This window comes from Parasphingorhabdus sp. (assembly GCF_036964675.1).
Classification (GTDB): Bacteria; Pseudomonadota; Alphaproteobacteria; order Sphingomonadales; family Sphingomonadaceae; genus Parasphingorhabdus.
Genome location: NZ_JBALTF010000031.1, coordinates 9,595 through 30,135, shown reverse-complemented (window position 1 = coordinate 30,135; position 20,541 = coordinate 9,595). Strand labels below are relative to the sequence as shown.

At 58.0% G+C, this 20,541-nt stretch carries 21 protein-coding genes, 1 pseudogene and 1 riboswitch; of the genes and pseudogenes, 14 read left to right on the top strand and 8 right to left on the bottom strand.

What is annotated here, in order from left to right; genetic code table 11:
• Nucleotides 1-461: pseudogene (locus V7665_RS07365) on the top strand (aromatic ring-hydroxylating dioxygenase subunit alpha); the annotation flags it as partial.
• A gap of 121 nt (nucleotides 462-582) precedes the next feature.
• Here V7665_RS07365 and V7665_RS07360 read toward each other — a convergent pair.
• From V7665_RS07360 to V7665_RS07350, 3 genes are read right to left on the bottom strand one after another with little or no spacing between them, the layout of a single operon-like run.
• Nucleotides 583-1,458 carry a class I SAM-dependent methyltransferase gene (locus V7665_RS07360; RefSeq protein ID WP_335663890.1) on the bottom strand — a complete coding sequence of 292 codons (876 nt, stop codon included), beginning with the start codon at nucleotides 1,456-1,458 and terminating at the stop codon, nucleotides 583-585.
• A gap of 46 nt (nucleotides 1,459-1,504) precedes the next feature.
• Nucleotides 1,505-1,903 carry an ArsR/SmtB family transcription factor gene (locus V7665_RS07355; protein ID WP_335663889.1) on the bottom strand — a complete coding sequence of 133 codons (399 nt, stop codon included), beginning with the start codon at nucleotides 1,901-1,903 and terminating at the stop codon, nucleotides 1,505-1,507.
• Entirely contained in the window at nucleotides 1,900-2,532 is a 633-nt protein-coding gene (locus V7665_RS07350) for a peroxiredoxin (RefSeq protein WP_335663888.1), read from the bottom strand. Before V7665_RS07350 ends, V7665_RS07355 begins: the two co-directional genes overlap by 4 nt.
• A gap of 100 nt (nucleotides 2,533-2,632) precedes the next feature.
• On the opposite strand from V7665_RS07350, the gene V7665_RS07345 reads away from it, so the two are divergent.
• From V7665_RS07345 to V7665_RS07305, 9 genes are read left to right on the top strand one after another with little or no spacing between them, the layout of a single operon-like run.
• Nucleotides 2,633-3,550 (top strand): MBL fold metallo-hydrolase, encoded by a 918-nt coding sequence (locus V7665_RS07345; protein WP_335663887.1) that lies wholly within the window; start codon nucleotides 2,633-2,635, stop codon nucleotides 3,548-3,550.
• Complete coding sequence (locus V7665_RS07340; RefSeq protein ID WP_335663886.1) at nucleotides 3,550-3,990, top strand: YeeE/YedE family protein; 441 nt, start codon at nucleotides 3,550-3,552, stop codon at nucleotides 3,988-3,990. Before V7665_RS07345 ends, V7665_RS07340 begins: the two co-directional genes overlap by 1 nt.
• Entirely contained in the window at nucleotides 3,987-4,394 is a 408-nt protein-coding gene (locus tag V7665_RS07335) for a DUF6691 family protein (RefSeq protein WP_335663885.1), read from the top strand. The genes V7665_RS07340 and V7665_RS07335 overlap by 4 nt, the downstream gene beginning before the upstream one ends.
• Before the next feature lie 39 nt (nucleotides 4,395-4,433).
• A complete protein-coding gene (locus V7665_RS07330; protein WP_442955191.1) occupies nucleotides 4,434-6,026 on the top strand; it encodes a TIGR01244 family sulfur transferase in 1,593 nt (530 codons plus the stop codon).
• A 9-nt stretch (nucleotides 6,027-6,035) separates the two neighbouring features.
• Nucleotides 6,036-7,805 (top strand): SulP family inorganic anion transporter, encoded by a 1,770-nt coding sequence (locus V7665_RS07325; RefSeq protein WP_335663883.1) that lies wholly within the window; start codon nucleotides 6,036-6,038, stop codon nucleotides 7,803-7,805.
• Nucleotides 7,802-8,239, top strand: a complete 438-nt coding sequence (locus tag V7665_RS07320) for a DoxX family protein (RefSeq protein ID WP_335663882.1) — start codon at nucleotides 7,802-7,804, stop codon at nucleotides 8,237-8,239. Before V7665_RS07325 ends, V7665_RS07320 begins: the two co-directional genes overlap by 4 nt.
• Nucleotides 8,240-8,250: 11 nt before the next feature.
• Nucleotides 8,251-9,669, top strand: a complete 1,419-nt coding sequence (locus tag V7665_RS07315; RefSeq protein ID WP_335663881.1) for a cytochrome ubiquinol oxidase subunit I — start codon at nucleotides 8,251-8,253, stop codon at nucleotides 9,667-9,669.
• Nucleotides 9,666-10,670 (top strand): cytochrome d ubiquinol oxidase subunit II, encoded by a 1,005-nt coding sequence (gene cydB, locus V7665_RS07310; protein WP_335663880.1) that lies wholly within the window; start codon nucleotides 9,666-9,668, stop codon nucleotides 10,668-10,670. Before V7665_RS07315 ends, cydB begins: the two co-directional genes overlap by 4 nt.
• Nucleotides 10,670-10,819, top strand: a complete 150-nt coding sequence (locus V7665_RS07305; RefSeq protein WP_335663879.1) for a DUF2474 family protein — start codon at nucleotides 10,670-10,672, stop codon at nucleotides 10,817-10,819. Before cydB ends, V7665_RS07305 begins: the two co-directional genes overlap by 1 nt.
• 38 nt (nucleotides 10,820-10,857) lie before the next feature.
• On the opposite strand, the gene polA is transcribed toward V7665_RS07305, so the two are convergent.
• From polA to V7665_RS07290, 3 genes are all read right to left on the bottom strand, one after another.
• The gene (gene polA, locus V7665_RS07300; RefSeq protein WP_335663878.1) at nucleotides 10,858-13,662 is read right to left on the bottom strand and encodes a DNA polymerase I; all 2,805 of its coding nucleotides are present in this window, start codon (nucleotides 13,660-13,662) and stop codon (nucleotides 10,858-10,860) included.
• Between the two features lie 50 nt (nucleotides 13,663-13,712).
• A complete protein-coding gene (locus tag V7665_RS07295; RefSeq protein ID WP_335663877.1) occupies nucleotides 13,713-14,561 on the bottom strand; it encodes a GGDEF domain-containing protein in 849 nt (282 codons plus the stop codon).
• A 127-nt stretch (nucleotides 14,562-14,688) separates the two neighbouring features.
• The gene (locus tag V7665_RS07290) at nucleotides 14,689-15,576 is read right to left on the bottom strand and encodes a LysR family transcriptional regulator (protein ID WP_335663876.1); all 888 of its coding nucleotides are present in this window, start codon (nucleotides 15,574-15,576) and stop codon (nucleotides 14,689-14,691) included.
• A gap of 171 nt (nucleotides 15,577-15,747) precedes the next feature.
• Here V7665_RS07290 and V7665_RS07285 point away from each other — a divergent pair, with 171 nt between their 5' ends.
• Together V7665_RS07285 and V7665_RS07280 are read left to right on the top strand one after the other, a co-directional pair.
• On the top strand, nucleotides 15,748-16,164 hold the full coding sequence (locus tag V7665_RS07285; RefSeq protein ID WP_335663875.1) for an MAPEG family protein: 417 nt from the start codon (nucleotides 15,748-15,750) through the stop codon (nucleotides 16,162-16,164).
• A gap of 37 nt (nucleotides 16,165-16,201) precedes the next feature.
• A complete protein-coding gene (locus V7665_RS07280) occupies nucleotides 16,202-16,717 on the top strand; it encodes a DUF1993 domain-containing protein (RefSeq protein WP_335663874.1) in 516 nt (171 codons plus the stop codon).
• A 7-nt stretch (nucleotides 16,718-16,724) separates the two neighbouring features.
• Here the strand turns inward: V7665_RS07280 and V7665_RS07275 are convergent, their stop codons facing one another.
• Nucleotides 16,725-17,471, bottom strand: a complete 747-nt coding sequence (locus V7665_RS07275) for an energy transducer TonB (RefSeq protein WP_335663873.1) — start codon at nucleotides 17,469-17,471, stop codon at nucleotides 16,725-16,727.
• An 85-nt stretch (nucleotides 17,472-17,556) separates the two neighbouring features.
• Nucleotides 17,557-17,640: riboswitch (ZMP/ZTP riboswitch) on the top strand.
• A gap of 18 nt (nucleotides 17,641-17,658) precedes the next feature.
• Here V7665_RS07275 and V7665_RS07270 point away from each other — a divergent pair.
• Entirely contained in the window at nucleotides 17,659-18,342 is a 684-nt protein-coding gene (locus V7665_RS07270; RefSeq protein WP_335663872.1) for a DJ-1/PfpI family protein, read from the top strand.
• A gap of 52 nt (nucleotides 18,343-18,394) precedes the next feature.
• Entirely contained in the window at nucleotides 18,395-19,609 is a 1,215-nt protein-coding gene (locus V7665_RS07265; RefSeq protein WP_335663871.1) for an MFS transporter, read from the top strand.
• Here the strand turns inward: V7665_RS07265 and V7665_RS07260 are convergent.
• Nucleotides 19,606-20,541 (bottom strand): NADP-dependent oxidoreductase (locus tag V7665_RS07260; protein WP_335663870.1); only part of this gene is annotated, 936 nt, incomplete at its 5' end. The genes V7665_RS07265 and V7665_RS07260 overlap by 4 nt on opposite strands.

Sequence of the window (20,541 nt, the reverse complement as noted above, 5' to 3'; positions counted from 1 at the left end):
GCGCCTCGGCGCGGGCGGTCCACGCCGAAATGCTGCGACAGGAACATGGTGGCGAGTTTAATGTCGACCTGTCCGGCGTATCGACCAGCGAGATGGTCGACAGCCTCGAATATTTTCTCTTCCCCAATATGTTCTTCTTTCCCGGCATCAATATCCGCCTGTGCTACCGGTTCCGGCCGATTGATGTCGATCACTGCCTGCACGAGATATTGGTGCTGCAACCGCTGCCCGAAAGCGGCGAGCGCCCGGCGCCGGCCAAACCGATCCGGCTGGAGATAGAAGATAGCTATACGGGCGTGGAAGGCTTTGTCCTCGCCGAGATACTCGATCAGGACACCGACAATCTCGGTATGCAGCGAGACGGTGCCAAAGCCTCGAAAAAAGGCGCCCAATCGCTCGGCAATTATCAGGAAGCGCGGATCAGGCGACTGCACATGACGCTGGATGAATATTTGACCTAGCAGGCAACCAGCCAATGTTGATCAGCGGTTGGTCACATGTTCGACAGCGCCGATCGGCACATGAGAACCGGCCCCACTTCTTCGCCGAACCCATGCCCGACAAGAAGCGGGGCTCAATTTTTTACGCGATTGCCGATGCCAACCAGGCCTTGCCCTGCATCATCACGCCTTTTCCGGGCACATGATGCCGGGCGAAAACATCGGTCAGTTCCTTGCTGGCTGCCGCAAATACCGCATCGCCCTTGTCACTCAGCAGACGGCCGACCGCCAAGGCGGAAAATGCAAACGCGACGGCCTGTTCGGGTGTCGCGCCGACACCGCCGACCGGTTGCAGACCTTCATAAGCGATCACGTCGACATTGGTGAAACCACTGCCGTCCATGATCTCACCGAAATATTCGAGATCTTCAAAGGCAAATGGTCCCGGCGCGCGGGGAACCGCAGGTGGAACTTCGACGTGATTTCTGACCACGCCCATCATTTCCATCATCCACAAATTGTCACGCGGCGGGCCCCATATTGCCAGATCGATGCGGCCGCCCTTGCGGACCAGGCCGTGCAGGTTTGAAAAGGCGCTGACCGGATCTTCAAAAAACATGCTGCCAAAGCGGGAGAAGAGACGGTCATAAGGCGCGTCCGGCAATTTGACGGTCGACGCATCGGCGCAGGTGAAATCTATGTTGGTCATGCCGGCCTTGGTCGCGCGCTTCTGCGAAGCTGCAACGAGGTCGGGCGAAATATCGACACCCATGACCTTGCCGGAAGGGGCGATCGCGCTGGCAATCGCAAGCGTCGTCGCACCGCCGCCGCAACCCAGATCAATCACCGTCTCGCCATCCTGATAATCGGCCCGGGCCAGCAACGCGTCACCAATGGGCGCGATCATCTCTTCGAACAGGGAGAGGCTGGCCAGCCATTTCAATCCCATTTCGCCCGCCCAGTCTTCCGGTTTCAGCTCTTCGGGATGCTGGTCTTGATTGACGCTGTCGTTGCTCATGGTAAATTTCCCTATCCTGCAAGATTTTGACCTATAAAATTTTGGCCTATAGAATTTTAGCAAAACCAGCAGTGCCGCTGCCGGTCAATGGTTTTTCAGTTGGCGTGCCGAACAAAGTCGCTGCCTTCATAACCTGTTGCGGGTCTGGATTATCCGTCAACAACGCCTCCATCGTTCTGACACAGAGCCGAACGGATTCATCGGCAAGATCATAGCAGACCTGCTTCCCCTCGCGGCGCGTTTTAACGACATCTGCCTGCCTCAGAGCGGCTAGTTGCTGGCTGAGCGCAGGTTGGCCGATGCCCGTCGCTATATCAATCTCGCTGACGCTGCTTTCACCGCGCAGCAGATAGGATAGAATCATCAACCGCTGCGGTTGGGCAAAGACTTTCAGCTTCTCGGTCGCAGCATCCGCCCGATCGCGCCTTTCAAAAATTGCCGTCACGGGGCTTTCACCACATGACAGAACCAGTCTTCGTCCCGGCTGATATCTTTGGCCGATAGCGGCGGTATTGCCAGCACGTCATCCCCCGGTTGCCAACCTTCCGGAGTCAGGATGTTTTTTTCATCCGTGAGTTGCAGGGCTGCCAGCATGCGGATCATCTCGTCGACCGAGCGCCCGACATTATGCGGATAGCATGTTGTCGCCCGGACAATGCCCTGAGGATCGATAAAATAGCTGGTCCGCATCGCTGCAGAATCGGCGGCATTTTCATCGATCATGCCAAAGGCGTGACCAACGGCCATGCTCGGATCCTCGACAATCGGAAAGGATATTTTGACATCAAATCTGTCCTCGATCGCGCGCACCCACGCGAGATGGGCGTAAAGACTGTCCACGGACAGGCCAAGCAAAGCGCAGTCCAGCGCATCAAATTTGTCCTGCTGGCGGGCCAGAGCGACAAATTCGGTGGTGCACACCGGCGTGAAATCAGCCGGATGGGAAAAGAAGATCAGCCAGCGGCCGCGATAGTCAGACAGCTTGACCGGACCATGGGTTGTGCGCGCCTCGAAATCCGGCGCGATGTCGCCAATACGCAATGAACCGGGCTTTATCTGCAACTCGTCTGACATTAAATTCGGCGCCTCCTGAAAATTGGCCGCGTTGATATATTGACGCAACCGATATAGTGTATTACATAATGTATGTAAATATGAATATGAGGAATTTTCTATGACTGATTCGGCCCTGATTCATGCAACGGAACAAATCTCCCACGCCCAGCGCAATATCCCGGTGATCAAGGCGTTTTTTGATCAGCCGACCTATACCGTGACCTATGTGGTGCATGACAAGGAAACCAAACGCGCCGCCATCATCGACAGCGTGTTTGATTTCGATCCGGCTTCCGGCCGGACTTCGTTCGATTCCGCCGATCAAGTGATCGCCTATGTCCATGAGCAGGACCTGAAGGTCGAATGGCTGCTCGAGACTCATGCCCATGCCGATCATTTGTCGGCTGCCCCCTATCTGCAGGAGAAACTTGGCGGCAAAATTGCCATTGGCGAGCATATCGTGATGGTACAGAATGTGTTTGGCAAATTGTTCAACGCCGGCACCGAATTCCAGCGCGACGGATCGGATTTTGACCATCTGTTCGCCGACGGCGATACGTTCAAGATCGGCGCGCTCGACGTGACCGTGATGCACGTTCCCGGCCACACACCCGCTTGCATTGCCTATGTCGTGGGTGACGCGGTCTTTGTTGGCGATACGATGTTCATGCCCGACTATGGAACGGCAAGGGCCGACTTCCCCGGCGGCGATGCGCGCAAGCTATACCAGTCGATGCGGCGAATTTTGTCGCTCCCCGACACCACCCGCCTGTTCATGTGTCATGATTATTTGCCCGCTGGCCGGACCGAATATGTCTGGGAAACCACCGTCGCCGAAGAGCGGAAAAATAATATTCATGCCCATGACGGGGTCACTGAGGACGAATTTGTCAAAATGCGGACCGAGCGGGACAAGACGCTGGATATGCCGAGGCTGATCCTGCCGTCGGTGCAGGTGAATATGCGCGCCGGGCATTTGCCGCCAGCAGAAGATAATGGAGTGCGGTATCTCAAAGTTCCGTTGAACGGCGTCTGATGCTCGCCGCTTTTCCTCATGCCATGCCGGTCGAAGGGCTGATTGGCGGACTGATGATCGGTGTCGCCGCCGCATTGATGCTGCTCGGCCTTGGCCGTATCGCCGGAGTCAGCGGACTGGCCGCGCGCGCCACCGGCATTGCCGATAGTGGCGCACCGCGCGGCATAGCCACTGCATTTGTCATCGGCCTGCCGCTGGGTGCCCTGATTATCTCCCTGATCACCGGCGGCATTGAAACCCGTTTTCCGCCCTCGATCATTCCACTGATCATCGGCGGCTTGCTGGTCGGCTACGGCACGCGCCTTGGCTCTGGCTGCACCAGCGGCCACGGTGTCTGCGGCATGTCGCGGCTATCCCCGCGTTCATTGATTGCCACGGCGATATTCATGGCCAGCGGTTTTGTCACAGTGGCGCTGATGCGCGCAGGAGGCCTGTTGTGAAGCAAATTTTGGTCGCTCTTTTAGCTGGAGCATTATTCGGTGCCGGCCTTGCCTTTTCGGGCATGGCGGATCCAGCGCGGGTGCAGGGATTTCTCGACCTGCTCGGCCATTGGGACCCGACGCTTGCCTTTGTGATGGGCGGAGCGATGATTCCGATGGCGATTGCCTGGATTATCCAGCGGCGGCTCGACAAGCCTTTCGCCGATGCGCATTTCTCGCTTCCAGGCACATCGCTGATTGATCGCAAGCTGACGATCGGCGCGGTGCTTTTTGGAGCTGGCTGGGGCATAAGTGGGCTCTGCCCGGGGCCAGGGTTAGCCGACCTGGCTATCAATCCCCTGCCCGCACTGGCCTTTGTGATCGCATTATTCGCAGGGATGATCGCCCATCGCGTGACAAGTTAGAAAAGTCAGAACCGAGAAGGATGTCCGATGACAAGCAAGCTGGAAATTACGAAGTTGAACGATGCCGTAAGCGTCTCGCCGCAACTGGAGCTTGGCGATGTCACGGCACTGGCGAAAGCCGGCTTCAAATCGATCATCTGCAACCGACCCGATGACGAAGCAGGCGACCATCCTCGTTCGACCGCTATTGCAGCGGCTGCGGAAAAAGCGGGTCTGAAATTCGCCTTTGTGCCAGCCGTGTCCGGCGCGATCACCGATCAGGACGGCGAAAAAATGGTCGCAGCGCTGGCCGCGCTTCCTGGCCCCACGCTCGCCTATTGCCGGTCGGGTGCCCGGTCGACGCAATTGACGGAAATGGCGCAAACAGCATCCGAAAAAAATCCTTCGTCATCGGCTGGCACCAGCCGGTTCAATGTGGTCATTGTCGGCGGCGGATCCGCCGGTATTGCGACCGCTGCCAGCATGCTGAAGCGCGACGGGAAAATCTCGCTCGCGATTATCGACCCGGCCGACGACCATTATTATCAGCCCGGCTGGACGATGGTCGGGGGCGGTGCCTTTTCTGCGGAATTTACCCACCGCAAGGAAAAGGATCTGATCCCGGCCCGGGCGAAATGGATAAAGTCTGCGGTCAGCTCATTTGATCCCGACAACAATTCCATCCTCACGGCGGACGGACAGCAGATCGGATATGACGTGTTGATCGTCTGTCCAGGCATCAAGCTCGACTGGGCAGCGATTGACGGCCTGCCAGAGACTTTGGGCAAAAATGGCGTCACATCCAATTACCGCTTCGATCTCGCGCCCTATACATATCGTCTGGTCAAGGAATTGACCAGCGGGACGGCTTTGTTCACCCAGCCGCCGATGCCGATAAAATGCGCCGGTGCACCGCAAAAAGCGATGTATCTATCCTGCAGCAAATGGGAAAAAGAAGGCGTCTTGGCCAATATTGACGTGCAGTTCCACAATACGGGTGCGGTGCTGTTTGGTATCAAGGAATATGTGCCCGCGCTGATGGAATATATCGACCGCTACAACGCACATCTGAACCTTGAATCCACACTGGTCGCGGTCGATGGCCCGGCCAAGATTGCCACCTTTGAGCAGAAACATGGCGAGGAAACCAAAAGGGTCAAAGTCGCGTTCGACATGATCCATGTCGTCCCGCCGCAAATGGCTCCTGATTTTGTCCGCTCCAGTCCGCTGGCGGCCGAGAATGGCTACGTCGATGTCGATCCGGCAACCCTGCGGCACAGCAAATATGCCAATATATTTTCGCTGGGGGATGCGTGCAGCGCCCCCAATGCCAAGACGATGGCGGCTGTCCGCAAACAGGCACCGATTGTTGCCGTCAATGCCCTTGCCGCCCTCGCAGGCAAACCGCCCGTCGCCGATTATGATGGCTATGGCAGTTGCCCGCTGACCGTTGAACGCGGCAAGGTCGTGCTGGCCGAATTCGGCTATGGCGGCAAATTGCTGCCGAGCTTTCCCAACTGGCTGATCGACGGCACCCGGCCATCGCGGCTCTCGTGGTTGCTCAAGGATACGATCCTGCCGCCGGTCTACTGGCATGGCATGCTCAAGGGACGGGAATGGATGGTCAAGCCCCACCGCATCGGCGCGGAATAAGATAGCCCAATGAAAATTTCCCGCTATCTGCCGATCCTCGATTGGGGCAGCCGCTATAACAGCACCACACTGACCAATGATGGCGTCGCTGCCATCATTGTCACGATCATGCTGATCCCGCAAAGTCTGGCCTATGCCATGCTGGCCGGATTGCCGCCGGAAATCGGGCTCTATGCCTCGATCCTGCCGCTCATCGCTTATGCGATATTCGGCACCAGCCGGACATTGGCGGTCGGACCGGTTGCGGTGGTGTCGCTGATGACCCTGACCGCCGCCAGCGCCATTGCCCCACCCGGCAGCACAGAATTTATCGCCGCCGCCTTGGTCCTGGCTCTGCTCTCGGGCCTGTTCCTCTTGCTTCTGGGCATATTCAAGCTCGGCTTTCTGGCCAATCTGCTTTCCCATCCGGTTGTGTCGGGATTCATCACCGCCAGCGGTATCATTATTGCGACCAGCCAGCTGAAATCGATCTTTGGCATCAAGGCTAGTGGCGCTGCCATGCCCGAACTGGTTTCCAGCATTGTCGCGACGATCGGGACAACCAATGTGCCCACGCTGATCATCGGCGTTTCCGCAACCGCCTTTCTCTTCTGGGTCCGCAAGGGTCTGAAACCATTGCTGATGCGCTTTGGTATTCCCGCCCGCCCGGCGGAACTGGTGGCCAAGGCCGGACCGATCGCCGCCGTTGCCGTTTCGACCATTGCGACGATCGTCCTGGGCCTGGAGGCAAAGGGGGTTAGTGTGGTCGGTGATATTCCGCAGAGCCTGCCGCCCTTTTCCGTTCCGCTGATCGATCTGGAATTATGGAGAACACTCGCCATCCCGGCTTTGCTGTTGAGCATCATCGGCTTTGTCGAATCCGTATCCGTCGGCCAGACATTGGCGGCCAAACGCCGTCAGCGGATCGATCCCGATCAGGAGCTGATCGGTCTTGGTGCGGCCAACCTGTCGGCGGCATTCTCGGGTGGCTATCCGGTCACCGGCGGATTTGCCCGTTCGGTGGTGAATTTCGATGCCGGCGCGGAAACGCCGGCTGCCGGAGCCTTCACCGCGATCGGGATCGCCTTGGCGGCGCTGTTTCTCACGCCGCTGCTCGCTTCGCTTCCCATCGCCACTCTGGCCGCGACGATCATTGTCGCCGTACTGAGCCTGGTCGATTTCAAAACCCCGCAAACGATCTGGCGCTATTCAAAAATGGATTTTGCGGCGATGGCGGCGACCATTGGCGTCACCTTGCTCGCGGGCGTCGAACCCGGCGTGATCGCGGGCGTCGGCCTCAGCCTTGCACTCTTCCTGTGGCGCAGTTCGCGTCCCCATGCCGCCATCGTCGGACGGGTTCCCGAAACCGAGCATTTTCGCAACGTCAATCGCCACAAGGTTTTCACCGATCCCCGCATATTGACCATCCGGATCGACGAAAGCCTGACCTATTTGAACGCCCGCTGGCTGGAAGAATTCATCCTCGAGCAAGTCGCCGAACAGAAAACCGTGCGCCACGTTGTGCTGATGTGCTCGGCGGTCAATGCGATCGATGCCTCGGCGCTGGAAAGTATCGAGGCGATCAACCACCGGCTCGAAGATGGCGGCATTTCTCTCCATCTGTCCGAAGTCAAAGGTCCGGTGATGGACCGGCTGAAACGCTCGCATTTTCTCGAACAATTATCCGGCAGAGTCTTCCTTTCACAAAATGAAGCCTATTCTGCGTTAATTGCAGTTGCGGATATTGAAGACAACGCCGACAACATAACCGACAACTGGATGGCAAGAGGCATGATATGATGCGGTCGATAGAGACGTATATAACGCCGTCCCAAAACCTGAGGGACTGGGCCGATCCCGTTTTTCGTGTCCTGACCAGCCTGATATTCATCATTGGCGGTTTGGGCCATTTTGGCGAGCATCAAATGATGCTGGACCGGATGGTGGAATCACCCTGGTGGAATATGATCAACATGGTCGGCAACCCCTCCTGGCTTTTGTGGCTGTCGGGCGGCATTTTCATCATTTTCGGTGTGATGCTTGCCTTGGGCTGGATGACCCGGCTTTCGGCTCTGCTGCTATTCCTCACCCTCGTTCCGATTACCATCACCGTGCATATCGCGCCCGGGCATGCCGGGCCATTGTTCAAGAATATCGCGATTCTGGGTTCACTATTTCTCATCTACTGCCGTGGGCCCGGCACATATGCGCTCGACAACAAAAAACCTCATTAGGCCAAAACATCATGGAAAATGATCTCGCTATCAATCTGGCGAGGGCACAATTTGCCTTTACCGTTAGTTTCCACTTTCTATTTCCCGCCTTTACCATCGGCATCGCCAGCTATCTCGCGGTTCTGGAAGGTCTCTGGCTGAAAACCGACAAGGGCGTTTACGCCAACCTGTACCGTTACTGGCTCAAGATATTTGCCGTGGTGTTCGCCATGGGCGTCGTTTCCGGCATCGTCATGTCCTATCAATTCGGCACCAACTGGTCGGTATTCTCCGACAAGGCCGGACCGATTATCGGCCCGCTGATGGCCTATGAAGTGCTGACCGCATTTTTCCTCGAAGCCGGTTTTCTCGGCGTGATGCTGTTCGGGATCAACAAGGTTGGCCGCAAATTGCATTTTGTCGCAACATTGGCCGTCGCAGTGGGGACCTTGATCTCCGCTTTCTGGATCCTGTCGGTCAACAGCTGGATGCAGACGCCGGTCGGCTTTGCCATCAACGATGTCGGGCAATTCGTGCCCGCTGCGGGCTGGTGGGACATTGTCTGGAATCCCAGCTTCCCCTATCGCCTGGTGCACACATTGCTTGCAGCCTATCTGACCACTGCCTTTGCGGTCGGTGCGGTCGGTGCCTGGCATTTGCTGAAAGACAAGACCAATCTGGGCGCGCGCAAAATGTTCTCCATGGCGATGTGGATGGCAGCAATCGTGGCTCCGGCACAGATATTCATGGGCGATTTGCACGGTCTCAACACACTGGAATATCAGCCCGCGAAAGTGATGGCCATGGAAGGCCATTATCAAAGCCATCCCGACGGCGCGCCGCTGATCCTGTTCGGCATTCCCAACAGCAAGGAAAAGCGTGTCGATTATGCGATCGAGATACCCAAGGCCTCGTCCTTGATCCTCAAACATGATCTCAATGCGCCGCTGGCCGGGCTTGATACCATCCCTGATAAGGACGAGCCGCCTGTCGGGATCGTCTTCTGGTCGTTCCGGATCATGGTCGGCCTTGGCTTTGCAATGCTCGGCATCGGCCTGTGGAGCCTGCTCGCCCGGTCGCGCAAGAAACTCTATGACTGGCCTTGGCTGCACCGCGCGGCCCTGGTGATGGGGCCATCCGGCTTCATTGCCGTGCTGGCCGGCTGGGTAACGACCGAAGTCGGCCGCCAGCCGTTCACCGTCTATGGCCTGCTGCGCACCAGCGAAAGCGCTGCGCCGCTCGATGCCCCCGCGGTTGCCGCTTCGCTGCTGGCCTTTGTGGTCGTCTATTTCGTCGTCTTCGGCGCTGGGATATTATATCTGTTCAAGCTGGCCGCAAAGACGCCGGGAGCCCATGAACCAACACCTGACGATGCCCCGATCCGCTCGGCCGGGATTACCCCCGCCGCGGCGGTTCTCGAAGGGGATCATGAGGAAGGAGTAGCGCCATGAACGGCATCGACCTCACCGTCATCTGGGCGGGCATCATCGCCTTTGCCGTCGTCGTCTATGTGATCATGGACGGCTTTGATCTCGGCATCGGCATATTGTTCCCCAATTTCAAGGTTGGGCCGGATCGCGATACGGCGATGAACAGCATCGCGCCGGTCTGGGATGGCAATGAAACCTGGCTGGTGCTCGGTGGCGGCGGTCTGCTGGCTGCCTTCCCGCTCGCTTATGCGATCATCCTGCCAGCGCTCTATGCGCCGTTGATCGCGATGTTGCTGGGACTGGTTCTGCGCGGCGTGGCCTTTGAGTTTCGCTGGCGGGACCCGGCGCACCGCGCCCGCTGGGATTTCGCCTTTACCGCCGGATCGGTCATCGCGACCTTCGCCCAGGGCATCACGCTGGGCGCATTGCTGCAGGGGATCACGGTCGAAGGCCGCGCCTATGCCGGCGGCTGGTGGGAATGGCTGACCCCGTTCAGCCTGCTCACCGGCTTCGCGCTGCTGGCTGGCTATGCCCTGCTCGGATGTTGCTGGCTGATCTGGAAAACCGAAGGGCCATTGCAGCGCCAATGTTACAGCTATGCCGGTCGGCTGGGTATCTTGCTGCTCGTCGCCATCGCCGCCGTCAGCATCGCGACCCCGTTTCTCGAGGCGCAATATTACACGCGCTGGCTCGCCTATCCGGGCATCATCGCGACCGCCCAAATCCCGCTCGCGACGCTGATAATCTCGGTATTATTCTTCCGCAGCCTGTCCAAGCGCCAGGAGGCAGCACCATTTTTCTATGCGCTCGGGCTGTTCGGCTTGAGTCTCGTCGGCCTTGGCGTTTCGATGTGGCCCGACGTGATCCCCGGTCGCGTCACGATCTGGGAAGCCGCAGCGCCTTATGAAAGCCAGATGTTCATGCTGGTAGGCGCGGGCATCATGGTGCCGATCATATTGGCCTATACCGCATGGGCCTATTGGGTGTTTCGCGGCAAGGTCGGATCGGACGGTTATCACTAATGGCTTTTGATCCGCTATCATCCGGCGGCAAATCTGCGGATAGCGCACCATTGCCCAAGCGGCTGGCCTGGATGCTGGCTTATTGGGCGATGGGCGTGCTGGCGGTCGGCGCGGTCGGCTTTTTCATCCGCTTCTGGATCAAGACCTGACGCTGGACCCAGAGGTGCCGGGCCGTTCGGCGATCAGCTCAATGCGCCTCGTCCCAGCTCTTGCCGGTCCCGATATCGACATCGAGCGGCACCGATAATTTTACCGCCGGCTCCGCTGCACCGGACATGACCGCACGGATCACCGCGCTCGCCGCATCGACGTCCGCTTCGGGCACCTCAAACACCAGTTCATCATGCACCTGCATCAGCATTTGGACGTTACCCAATCCTGCCTCGGCCAGCGCTGGCAGCATTCTCGCCATCGCACGCTTGATGATGTCGGCGCTGGTGCCCTGGATCGGCGCATTGATCGCGGCCCGCTCGCTGCCCTGACGCTCGGCCTGGTTGCTTGATTTGATCCGCTCGAACCATGTCTTACGGCCAAATAATGTCTCGGTATAACCGGTTTCGCGGACCGATTGCAGGGTGGTGGAGATATATTGATTAATCCCCGGGAAGCGTTCGAAATAGGTGTCGATCATCGCCTGCGCTTCATCCGGTTCGACCTTCAGCCGCTTGGCCAGACCCCAGCGGGAAATGCCATAAAGAATCGCAAAATTAATCGTTTTGGCGCGCGCGCGGGAGTCCCGATCTTCGGCGCCGAACAGTTCGCGCGCGGTGCGGTTATGAATATCCTCACCGTTGGCGAAGGCCTCTTTCAGCGTCGCCACATCGGCGATATGCGCCGCCAGCCGCAGCTCGATCTGGCTATAATCGGCCGCAAGAATGACATGGCCGGGGGCCGCTACAAAGGCCTGCCGGATCTGCCGCCCGATTGCGGTGCGGATCGGTATATTCTGCAAATTCGGTTCGGTCGAGGACAAGCGCCCGGTTTGCGCCCCACTCAGGCTGTAGGATGTGTGGACCCGCCCGGTTTTCGGATTAATCTGCTCCTGCAGCGCATCGGTATAGGTCGATTTGAGCTTCGCCAATTGCCGCCAGTCGACCACCTTCTGCGCAATCGGTTCGCCATCGCCGGCCAGCCGTTCAAGCACGGTGACATCGGTCGAATATTGCCCAGACTTGCCCTTTTTGCCGCCCTTCAGGCCAAGCTTGCCAAATAGAATCTCACCAAGCTGCTTGGGGCTGCCAATGGAAAAAGATTCGCCGGCCAGTTCATGGATTTGTGTTTCCAGTTTCTCCATTTCCTCGGCAAACGTGGACGACAGCCGGGACAGTTGCTCACGGTCGACCAACACTCCGGTCTGTTCCATTTTCGCGATCACCGGCACCAAAGGCCGGTCAACCATCTGATAGACTCGCGTCGCCCGCTCCGGGACCATCCGCAAGCGCAGGATTTCCCAAAGGCGAAGCGTGACATCGGCATCCTCTGCGCCATATTCGGTTGCCTTGTCGAGCGGCACTTCGCCGAACCCGATCGCCTTCTTGCCCGCACCGGTGATCGACTTGAAGCTGATACATTCATGGCCGAGATGCAGCTTGGACAATTCATCCATGCCGTGACCGTGAAGACCCGCGTCGAGATTGAAGCTCATCACCAATGTATCGTCAAACGGGGTGATCCGGATATTATGCTGGCCCAGCACGCCCATGTCATATTTCAGATTCTGCCCGACCTTGAGCACCGCATCATCCTCGAGCAGCGGCTTCAGCTTGGCCAGGGCTTCGTCCAGACCGATCTGTTCCGGCGTCTCGCCGAACATGTCGCCGCTGGCGTGGCCGAGCGGGATATAACAGGCCTGATTGGGACCGGTGGCAAGACAAACACCGACAATCCGGGCGGTGACGCTCTCGAGGCTGTCGGTCTCCAGATCAACCGCACAGACCCCCCGTTCGGTAGCACGGGCGATCCACTGATCAAGCGCCGCGATCGTCTGCACGCATTCATATTGCGACCGGTCAATAGCCGGGACATCCGGCATTTTCACCGCCGGATTGGCCGCAACCTTGTCCGCAACATCAGGGTCCTGCGGCTGGGCATGACCATCACCGCCGAGCTTCTTGAGCAGGCTGTTGAACCCGTGATCCGCCAGAAATGCGCGCAGCGGCGCGTCGGGAATATCCTGGATCAGGAAACTTTCCAGCGTATCAGGCAGCGGGCAATCGTCCCGCAACGTCACCAATATCCGGGACAAGCGCGCCTGATCGGCAAATTCGATCAAATTGTCGCGCATCTTGGATTTCTTCATCTCTGGCGCGGCAGCGAGCACGCTTTCAATATCACCAAATTCATTGATCAGTTTTGACGCCGTTTTCGGTCCGATGCCGGGAACGCCCGGGATATTGTCAGAACTGTCGCCCATCAACCCGAGCACATCACCAAGCTTTTCCGGCCCGACACCGAATTTCTCTTCGACAGTCGCCCGGTTCATCCGGGCATTTTTCATCGTGTCGAGCATGTCGACGCGGCTGTCACCATGTGGCTCGATCAGCTGCATCAGATCCTTGTCGGACGAGACGATGGTGACTTTCCAGCCCGCCGCCAGCGCTGCCTTGGTATAAGAGGCGATCATGTCGTCCGCCTCGACATTCTCTTCCTCGATCAGCGGCAGCGAAAATGCGCGCGTGGCATCGCGGATCATCGGAAATTGTGGCCGCAGATCCTCCGGCGCTTCCGGCCGGTTGGCCTTATATTGATCATAGAGATCATTGCGGAAACTGGTCCCCGCCTTGTCCAGCACCACCGCCATATGGGTCGGGCCGTCGGCCTTGTTGAGCTCGTCGGCGAGCTTCCACAACATTGTCGTATAACCATAGACCGCGCCGACCGGCTCGCCGCGCACATTGGTCAGCGGCGGCAAGCGATGATAGGCGCGGAATATATAGGCCGAGCCGTCAACGAGATAGAGGTGATTGGGTTTGCTGTCTGAAGAGTCCATCATAGCCGCAAGCACTAGCAGCGCCAGCAGCCCTCGTCATTTCAAATTCCACATCATCGGAAATTTGAATGCGCAACAATCGGTTTGAAACCCTGCACCTTGTCATGAACCGGGCGCGGTTTGGCGTGCATCCCGGGTTCAAACAACACCACCTGGTTGCGGCCACGCCGTTTGGCAGTGAACAGAGCGGTATCGGCGTTCCCCATAAGTGCCCCACGTTCCTGATGCGGGGCAACATCGGTAACACCAATGCTGACGGTGATCACATGACGCATATTATGATAGGGCTCAAAAATCGTATTCTCGATTTCATGCCGGATTATCTCACCAATGATCTGGCCTTCCGGTGCACTGGTTTCGGGCAAAAATATGCCAAATTCCTCGCCGCCAATGCGTCCAACCAGATCATCCTTGCGCAGAGTCTTGCGGAACACCTTGCCGAGCAGGATCAGCGCCTGATCCCCGATCGGATGACCAAAATTGTCGTTGATCTTCTTGAAATGGTCGACGTCGACGATCATTAAGACATTGGCTTTTTCGTCCGCACGCATTTGCTCGAGCTGCCCGAAAAAGCTGTCCCGGCTAAGCAGACCGGTCATCCCGTCGAAATTGGCCCGCTGTTCGAGCGCCTTGTTTGCCTGGCGCAAATTATTTTGCACTTCCTTGAGCCGGTTGGTCAGACCGACCAGCTTGAACCGCTGTTTCGACATGTGGAAGCCCAGCGGAATCGTGATCGCCCAAGGTATCAAGAACGCCATGTTGATTGCTGGCCAAAACCGTTCGTCCATCCCGAAAAACAGGAAATATACCGCTCCGGTGAATATGACCGACACCAATGCCGCGATCGCCGAGATGACGGCGGTCTGTCGAACAGGCGACAAGCTGGAGATAGTTGTGTTCATGAAGCTCTCCGATAGCGGAGATATATTGAACGGCAGTGCAGGTGCGTGGTTAACGCGCTGGTATGAAATAGCAACAAATTGGTCGAATTTTGGGCCTCATCCTGTCAATAATCGGCCCGCCGGGGCGCTAGCCGGGCAAAATGCCCTGTAAGGCCTCTCTATTGTCGCGCAGCACCATTTCTGCAAAATCCATGAAAGCACGAACCCTGGCGGTTCTGCGCAAATCTTCATGGGTCAAAATCCAGATATCCCGCGATGGCACCGGGTCACGGTCGGTTGCCCGCACCAGCCCCGACACGCCATCCGCAGCGATGCACGGCACCATGATCAGGCCCATTCCAACTCTTGCCAGCCTTACCTGCAGGGCAATACTGGCAAAACTGCCCCAGACTGGAACCCGCGCATGTTCGCTATTCTGGGTCCAATCGGGAAAGCGGCCATCGTGGTCATTCCAGCCAAGCCACCGTGCATCTTCTGGACGGTTTTCAAAATCCTGCTCCGCCAGATAATCAGGATTGGCATAGATGGACGTGCAATAAGCAAACAGCCGTTTGCCAACCAGGGCATCGGGCGGATTATTGTCCATCCGGATGGCGATGTCAGCTTCGCGTCGGGCCACATCCAGTAAATCAAAGCTGGTGATGATTTCCAGGTCCAGACCCGGATAGGCGGCACAAAATTCCGGCAGCCGGTCGGCAAATATGGTTAGCGCGAAAGGTTCGGCCATGGTTACCTTCAGGCTGCCCGACAATTCATTATCGCGGCCGGCGATATGGCGCTCGACGGTGAATAATTCTTCCGAAAATTGGTCGGCGACCCGGGCCAGTTCCTCTCCCGATGCGGTCGGGAAATAACCTTCGGGACGGCGCTCGAACAGGCGGCTGTCGAGCGATTTTTCCAGCTGCTCGATCCTGCGGCTGACCGTGCTGTGATGCACCCCGAGCTGCTTGGCCGCAGCGCGCACCGTTCCCGCTTCCATCACCGTGCGGAATGTTTTGACATCTTCCCAGTCCATGAGCTTGGCTTCTAGCGCCAAACCACCCGCTTTGCATGGCTAAAATTTGCACCAAGTATGTGCATTCAGTCGCTTTGACTTGCCATTTTTCAGCCGCTAAAAATCTTGCACTCGCCCATCAAGTGCCGCAAGCCCCCCGAAGATAATATTGATCGACCAGGAGAATGCCCCATGACCATACCGATTATCGCGGCTGTCGCCGGTGCCGTGCTCATCATGCTTCAGGCGATATTGATGATATTGGTTGGCATGCATCGCATCCGCAACCGGGTCAATCTCGGCACGGGTGACGACCCGGCACTGGAGCGGAAAATCCGCCGGCATGGTAATCTGGCGGAAAATGCCGCTTTGTTCATCGTCGTTCTGGCGCTGGCGGAAATGACCGTGGTACCGAATGATGTCGTCCGGATCATCGCCATCATCTTCATCGTCGGCCGTATCTTGCACGCCATTGCCCTGTCGACGGTTGCCGGATCGCACGGTTCCACACCGGGCAAGATATTTCCGATCTTTCGGGCGATCGGCGCGTTTACTACCTTTGGCAGCTTCATCGCCCTGAGCGGCTATCTTCTCGCCGGCATTTTCTAGACATTCAACCCCAACCCGATTTTAGAAAGAAATCCATATGACCATCGCTCTCTCCCAGATTCTCAAGGGCTCGACGGCCCAGGCCTTTCGCGGCCTGACCAACACTCTGACCAAGGCCAAGGCAGCAGCCGAAGCGGCTGGAATCGCCGAAGATGCCTATCTCGCTGCGCGCCTGTTCCCCGACATGAATGACCTGAAATGGCAGGTCCAGATGATCACCGAATTTGCCGTTCGCGGTGCGGCGCGGATGACCGGCACTGCGCCCGACAAGCTGCCGAACATGCCGATGGAAGGCGAAACATTTGATGCCCTGATCGAACGGGTCGCCGAATGTGCAGCAAAGGTCGCTGCCGCCGACGATGCAACTATCGATGGCAATGCCGACATGAAAATCTCCATGCCGGTCGGTCCGGAGCAGACCATGGAACTCGATGGCCAGACCTATGTGCTGAGCTTCTTCCTGCCCAATCTGTTTTTCCACATCACCACTGCCTATAATCTGCTGCGCATGCAGGGCGTAGCCGTCGGCAAACGCGACTATATGGGCATGTAGGACAGGGTCAGTTTACCCGCTGCGGACCGCGGCCATCCCGCCACCATTCCTGTACCCAGCCATAGGGGCTGGCGACCGCCTGGCCGCGCTCATCGCGCGCCGGCTCGAAACGGAAGCGCGCCTCGATCAGCTGGCAGGTGATTGCATCCAGCGCGGGATGGCCGCTGGACTGCCGGATCTGGCAATCGCGCGCGCGGCCATCAACGCCGACCGTGAAGCGGGCCACAACATTACCGCGTGCTTCGGCTTTCCAGACGGAGCGGGGAATGTCCTTGCGAGCGAAGGCGCCGGACAGATGGCGCGGACCGGAGACTGTGCCGCCGCTGCCGGTACCATCGCCGCTACGCCCGCTTCCTGATCCTTCACCCAGTCCGCCGCTGCCATTACCCGGTCCCGGCTGGTCGGACGCACCCGCTTTATTGTCATTCCCAACGCCGGCGACCGGCGCAACCACCACGGGCGTTTCTATATTGAGCTTCACTTCAGGAGGCGACAAGACAATCTGGCTGGCCTTTGCCCGCAGGTTTTCAGGCGAGGCCGCGCCTTCCTCGGCTTTCGCCGGTTTCTTGTCCGGCACCAGTTCAGGTGGCTGTGGCGGGGTAAGATTGATCACCTTGAACCCGGCGTCGACGCGCTCGGCAATTTCCATTCCCATACCGCTGACCAGCGCATAGCCCAGAGCGGCGTGAATAGCGATCACCGCCACCAGCGATCGGGCGCGCTCCTGCCAGCCATCTTCCATCACATAAGCCATGATTATATCCTACCGGCTGATCGATGAATATTTACTGGCTGGCATCACTTCCCATTTGTTTGCGCGCGCTCGTCCTGCTAGGATTGTGCCTGTTCGTAACTGGCGAGATCAAGATGGATACCCATCGGGGAGCGAACGACTTTTACAGCCGATCGCCTGGGCGCATCTCAAATTTCGGAGTAGCCCGATGACCGATAGCCCAAAAGCCTTTCACATCGTCTTCCTGCTGTTTGACGGCATTACCCAGCTGGATTTCACCGGCCCGGCACAGGTGCTTTGTCGCATTCCTGGTGCAGTGGTCCACACGGCGGCCAAAGAGATCAAGCCGATACAGACCGATAGCGGCTTTGCCATTCTCCCTTCGACCCATTTCGCCGATTGCCCGCAAGCCGATCTGCTCTGCGTCCCCGGCGGTTTCGGCACCAGGGATGTTATTCAGGATGAAGCCACGCTGCAATTTTTGCGCGATCAGGCCGCCGATGCGCAATATCTGACCTCCGTATGCACGGGCTCGCTGGCCCTCGGTGCTGCCGGATTGCTGCGGGGCAAACGCGCAACCAGCCATTGGGCCTATACTTCCTTGCTCGAAAAATTCGGGGCGACTTATGAAAAAGCGCGCGTGGTCAAGGACGGCAATATCATCACCGCTGGTGGCGTGACATCGGGTATCGATTTCGCTTTGACCGTGGTCGCGGAGATCGCCGGACAACGAATGGCCGAATCGATTCAGCTCAGCCTCGAATATGATCCCCATCCGCCGTTCAACAGCGGTCATCCCGACGTCGCCGATCCCAAATTGATCGCGCTGCTGCACGAGCGGGTTTACGGAAAAACGGTGCAAGATCTGACGGATATAATTGATAGGCAATAGAGCGGGAATTTTGTTTTCCGCTTTCACGGTTATCGCGTAAGCGCACAGGCAAATGAACAGTCCCGACCAAATTGAAGGCAATGCGCCCGCCCGTATCAGCGAGCTCAAGCTTTTTCTCTTCGCACTGTCGTCGGCGGCGGTGGTTGCCAATGGCTATTATATCCATCCGCTGATCACGCCGGTTGCCGAAGAATTCGGCGTCAGCGGCGCGACCATCGGGCTCGCTCCGGCGCTCAACCAGATAGCCTTGGCGCTGGGCATATTGTTGCTGCTGCCGCTCGGTGACCGGATCAACAACCGCAAGCTGGTGACGATATTTGTCGCGGGGCAATTTCTCGCGATGCTGGCGATGGCACTGTCCGCAAGCTTCACAACATTTGTCGCCGCTTCTTCCTTGCTCGGCTTTGTCACGATCGCGCCCTATTTGTTGCCCGCTTATGTGACCCGGCGCGTTGCGCCCGGACGCATTGGCCATGTTACCGGGATTATGACCGCTGGCGTGACCCTGGGGATATTGGGCAGCCGGGTGGGTGGCGGCCTGCTGGGTCATTATTTCGGATGGCGCTCGGCCTATTGGGTCGGGGTGGCAAGCATGGCATTGCTGGTAATCCTGCTGCCCCTGATCATGGAACGCAAACGGGACGAGAAGCCGTCTGACGTCGAGCCGCCGCGCTACACCGACCTGCTCCGTTCGCTCTGGCCAATCATGAAATCTCTGCCGGAGGTGCCGCTGGGCGGACTGATACAGGCGCTTTCCTTCGGCCTTTTTCTTGCGCTCTGGCTGGCGATAGGCCTGCATTTGCCGCGCAATGGCTATGGCGTCGATACGGTTGGCTATCTGGCGATCATCGCCATCGTCAATGTTCTCGGTTCCCCTTATGCTGGCCGGTTCGCAGACCGTATCGGGGCCGAACGTGCGCGCATCTATTTCTCGCTTGCCCAGCTGGTCGGTGTCTGCATCCTCCCCTTTGCTGGCCATAATCTCTGGCTTTTGGTGATCGCGATCATTTTCAACACCATTGGCGGAGCATCGGTCGATATTTGCAGCCGGACGATCCTGTTCAGCCGCGCCCCGGAAATCAGGACCCGCCTGATGACCATCTATATCGTCATCATGTTTATCGGCGGCGGCATATCGAGCTGGCTGGGCGCGGCCACCTATGAATATGCCGGATGGCCGGGCATTTCGATCATGGCAATCGCCTATGCCCTGGCCATCATGGGGCTGTCACTGTGGGGGCTGCGCTTCAGGCAGGCCAAAGCCTAGATTTTCACCAGCACCTTGCCGATATTGCCGCCGGTGAACAATTTTGCATAAGCGGTCAGGACATTCTCGATACCGTCCGTCACATCAAACGGCGTGTCGATCAGCCCCTGATCGAGCCAAGCCTTGAGCTCCGCCGTCAGCCGCTCGCCCTGATCCATGAAATCGGGCGAGAAAAAGCCTTCGATGCGCAGCCGCTTCATCAATATCTGGTCGAAATTTTCCGGTCCATGGCCGCGGCCATCCCCCTTGTACTGGGCGAGCAATCCGCAGAGTGCGACGCGGCCATAGAGCGCCATATTGGGCAGGACTGCATCCAGTATCGGTCCGCCGACATTGTCGAAATAAGCATTGATGCCGCCTTCGACCTTCGCCAGTTCAGCGGCGATATCATCATTCTTGTAATCAATCGCCTTGGTGATGCCGAGCTCCTCTTCCAACCAGCGACATTTCTCCGGCCCGCCCGCCAGGCCATAGACATTGGCGCCCAGGATTTTGGCAATCTGGCAGGCCAGCACGCCGGTTGCGCCGGCTGCGGCAGAGACCAGCACATTGTCACCGGCTTTCACCTCGGCGGTTTCCTGCAAGCCCCATAAAGCCGTCCAGCCGTTGAAACCGAGCACACCGAAATGCTGTTTTATATCGTCGATGCCGTCATCAACCTTCACCAGCCCGGCCAGTTCCGGTTGCATCACGCTATGTTCGGCCCATTGCCCGAAGCCGCGCACCAGGTCGCCCTCGGCGAAACCGGCATGTTTGGACTCTACGACATGGCCGAGCACCAGCCCGACCATCTTCGTGCCCAGTTCGAGAGGCGGTTGATAGCCGTCTTCACGATCGGTCATCCACATCCGGGTGCCCGCATCCATCGACAGATAGGCGGCCTTGACCAGTACCTCGCCATCGACCAGTTCGGGCAAGGGTTCGCTTTCAAG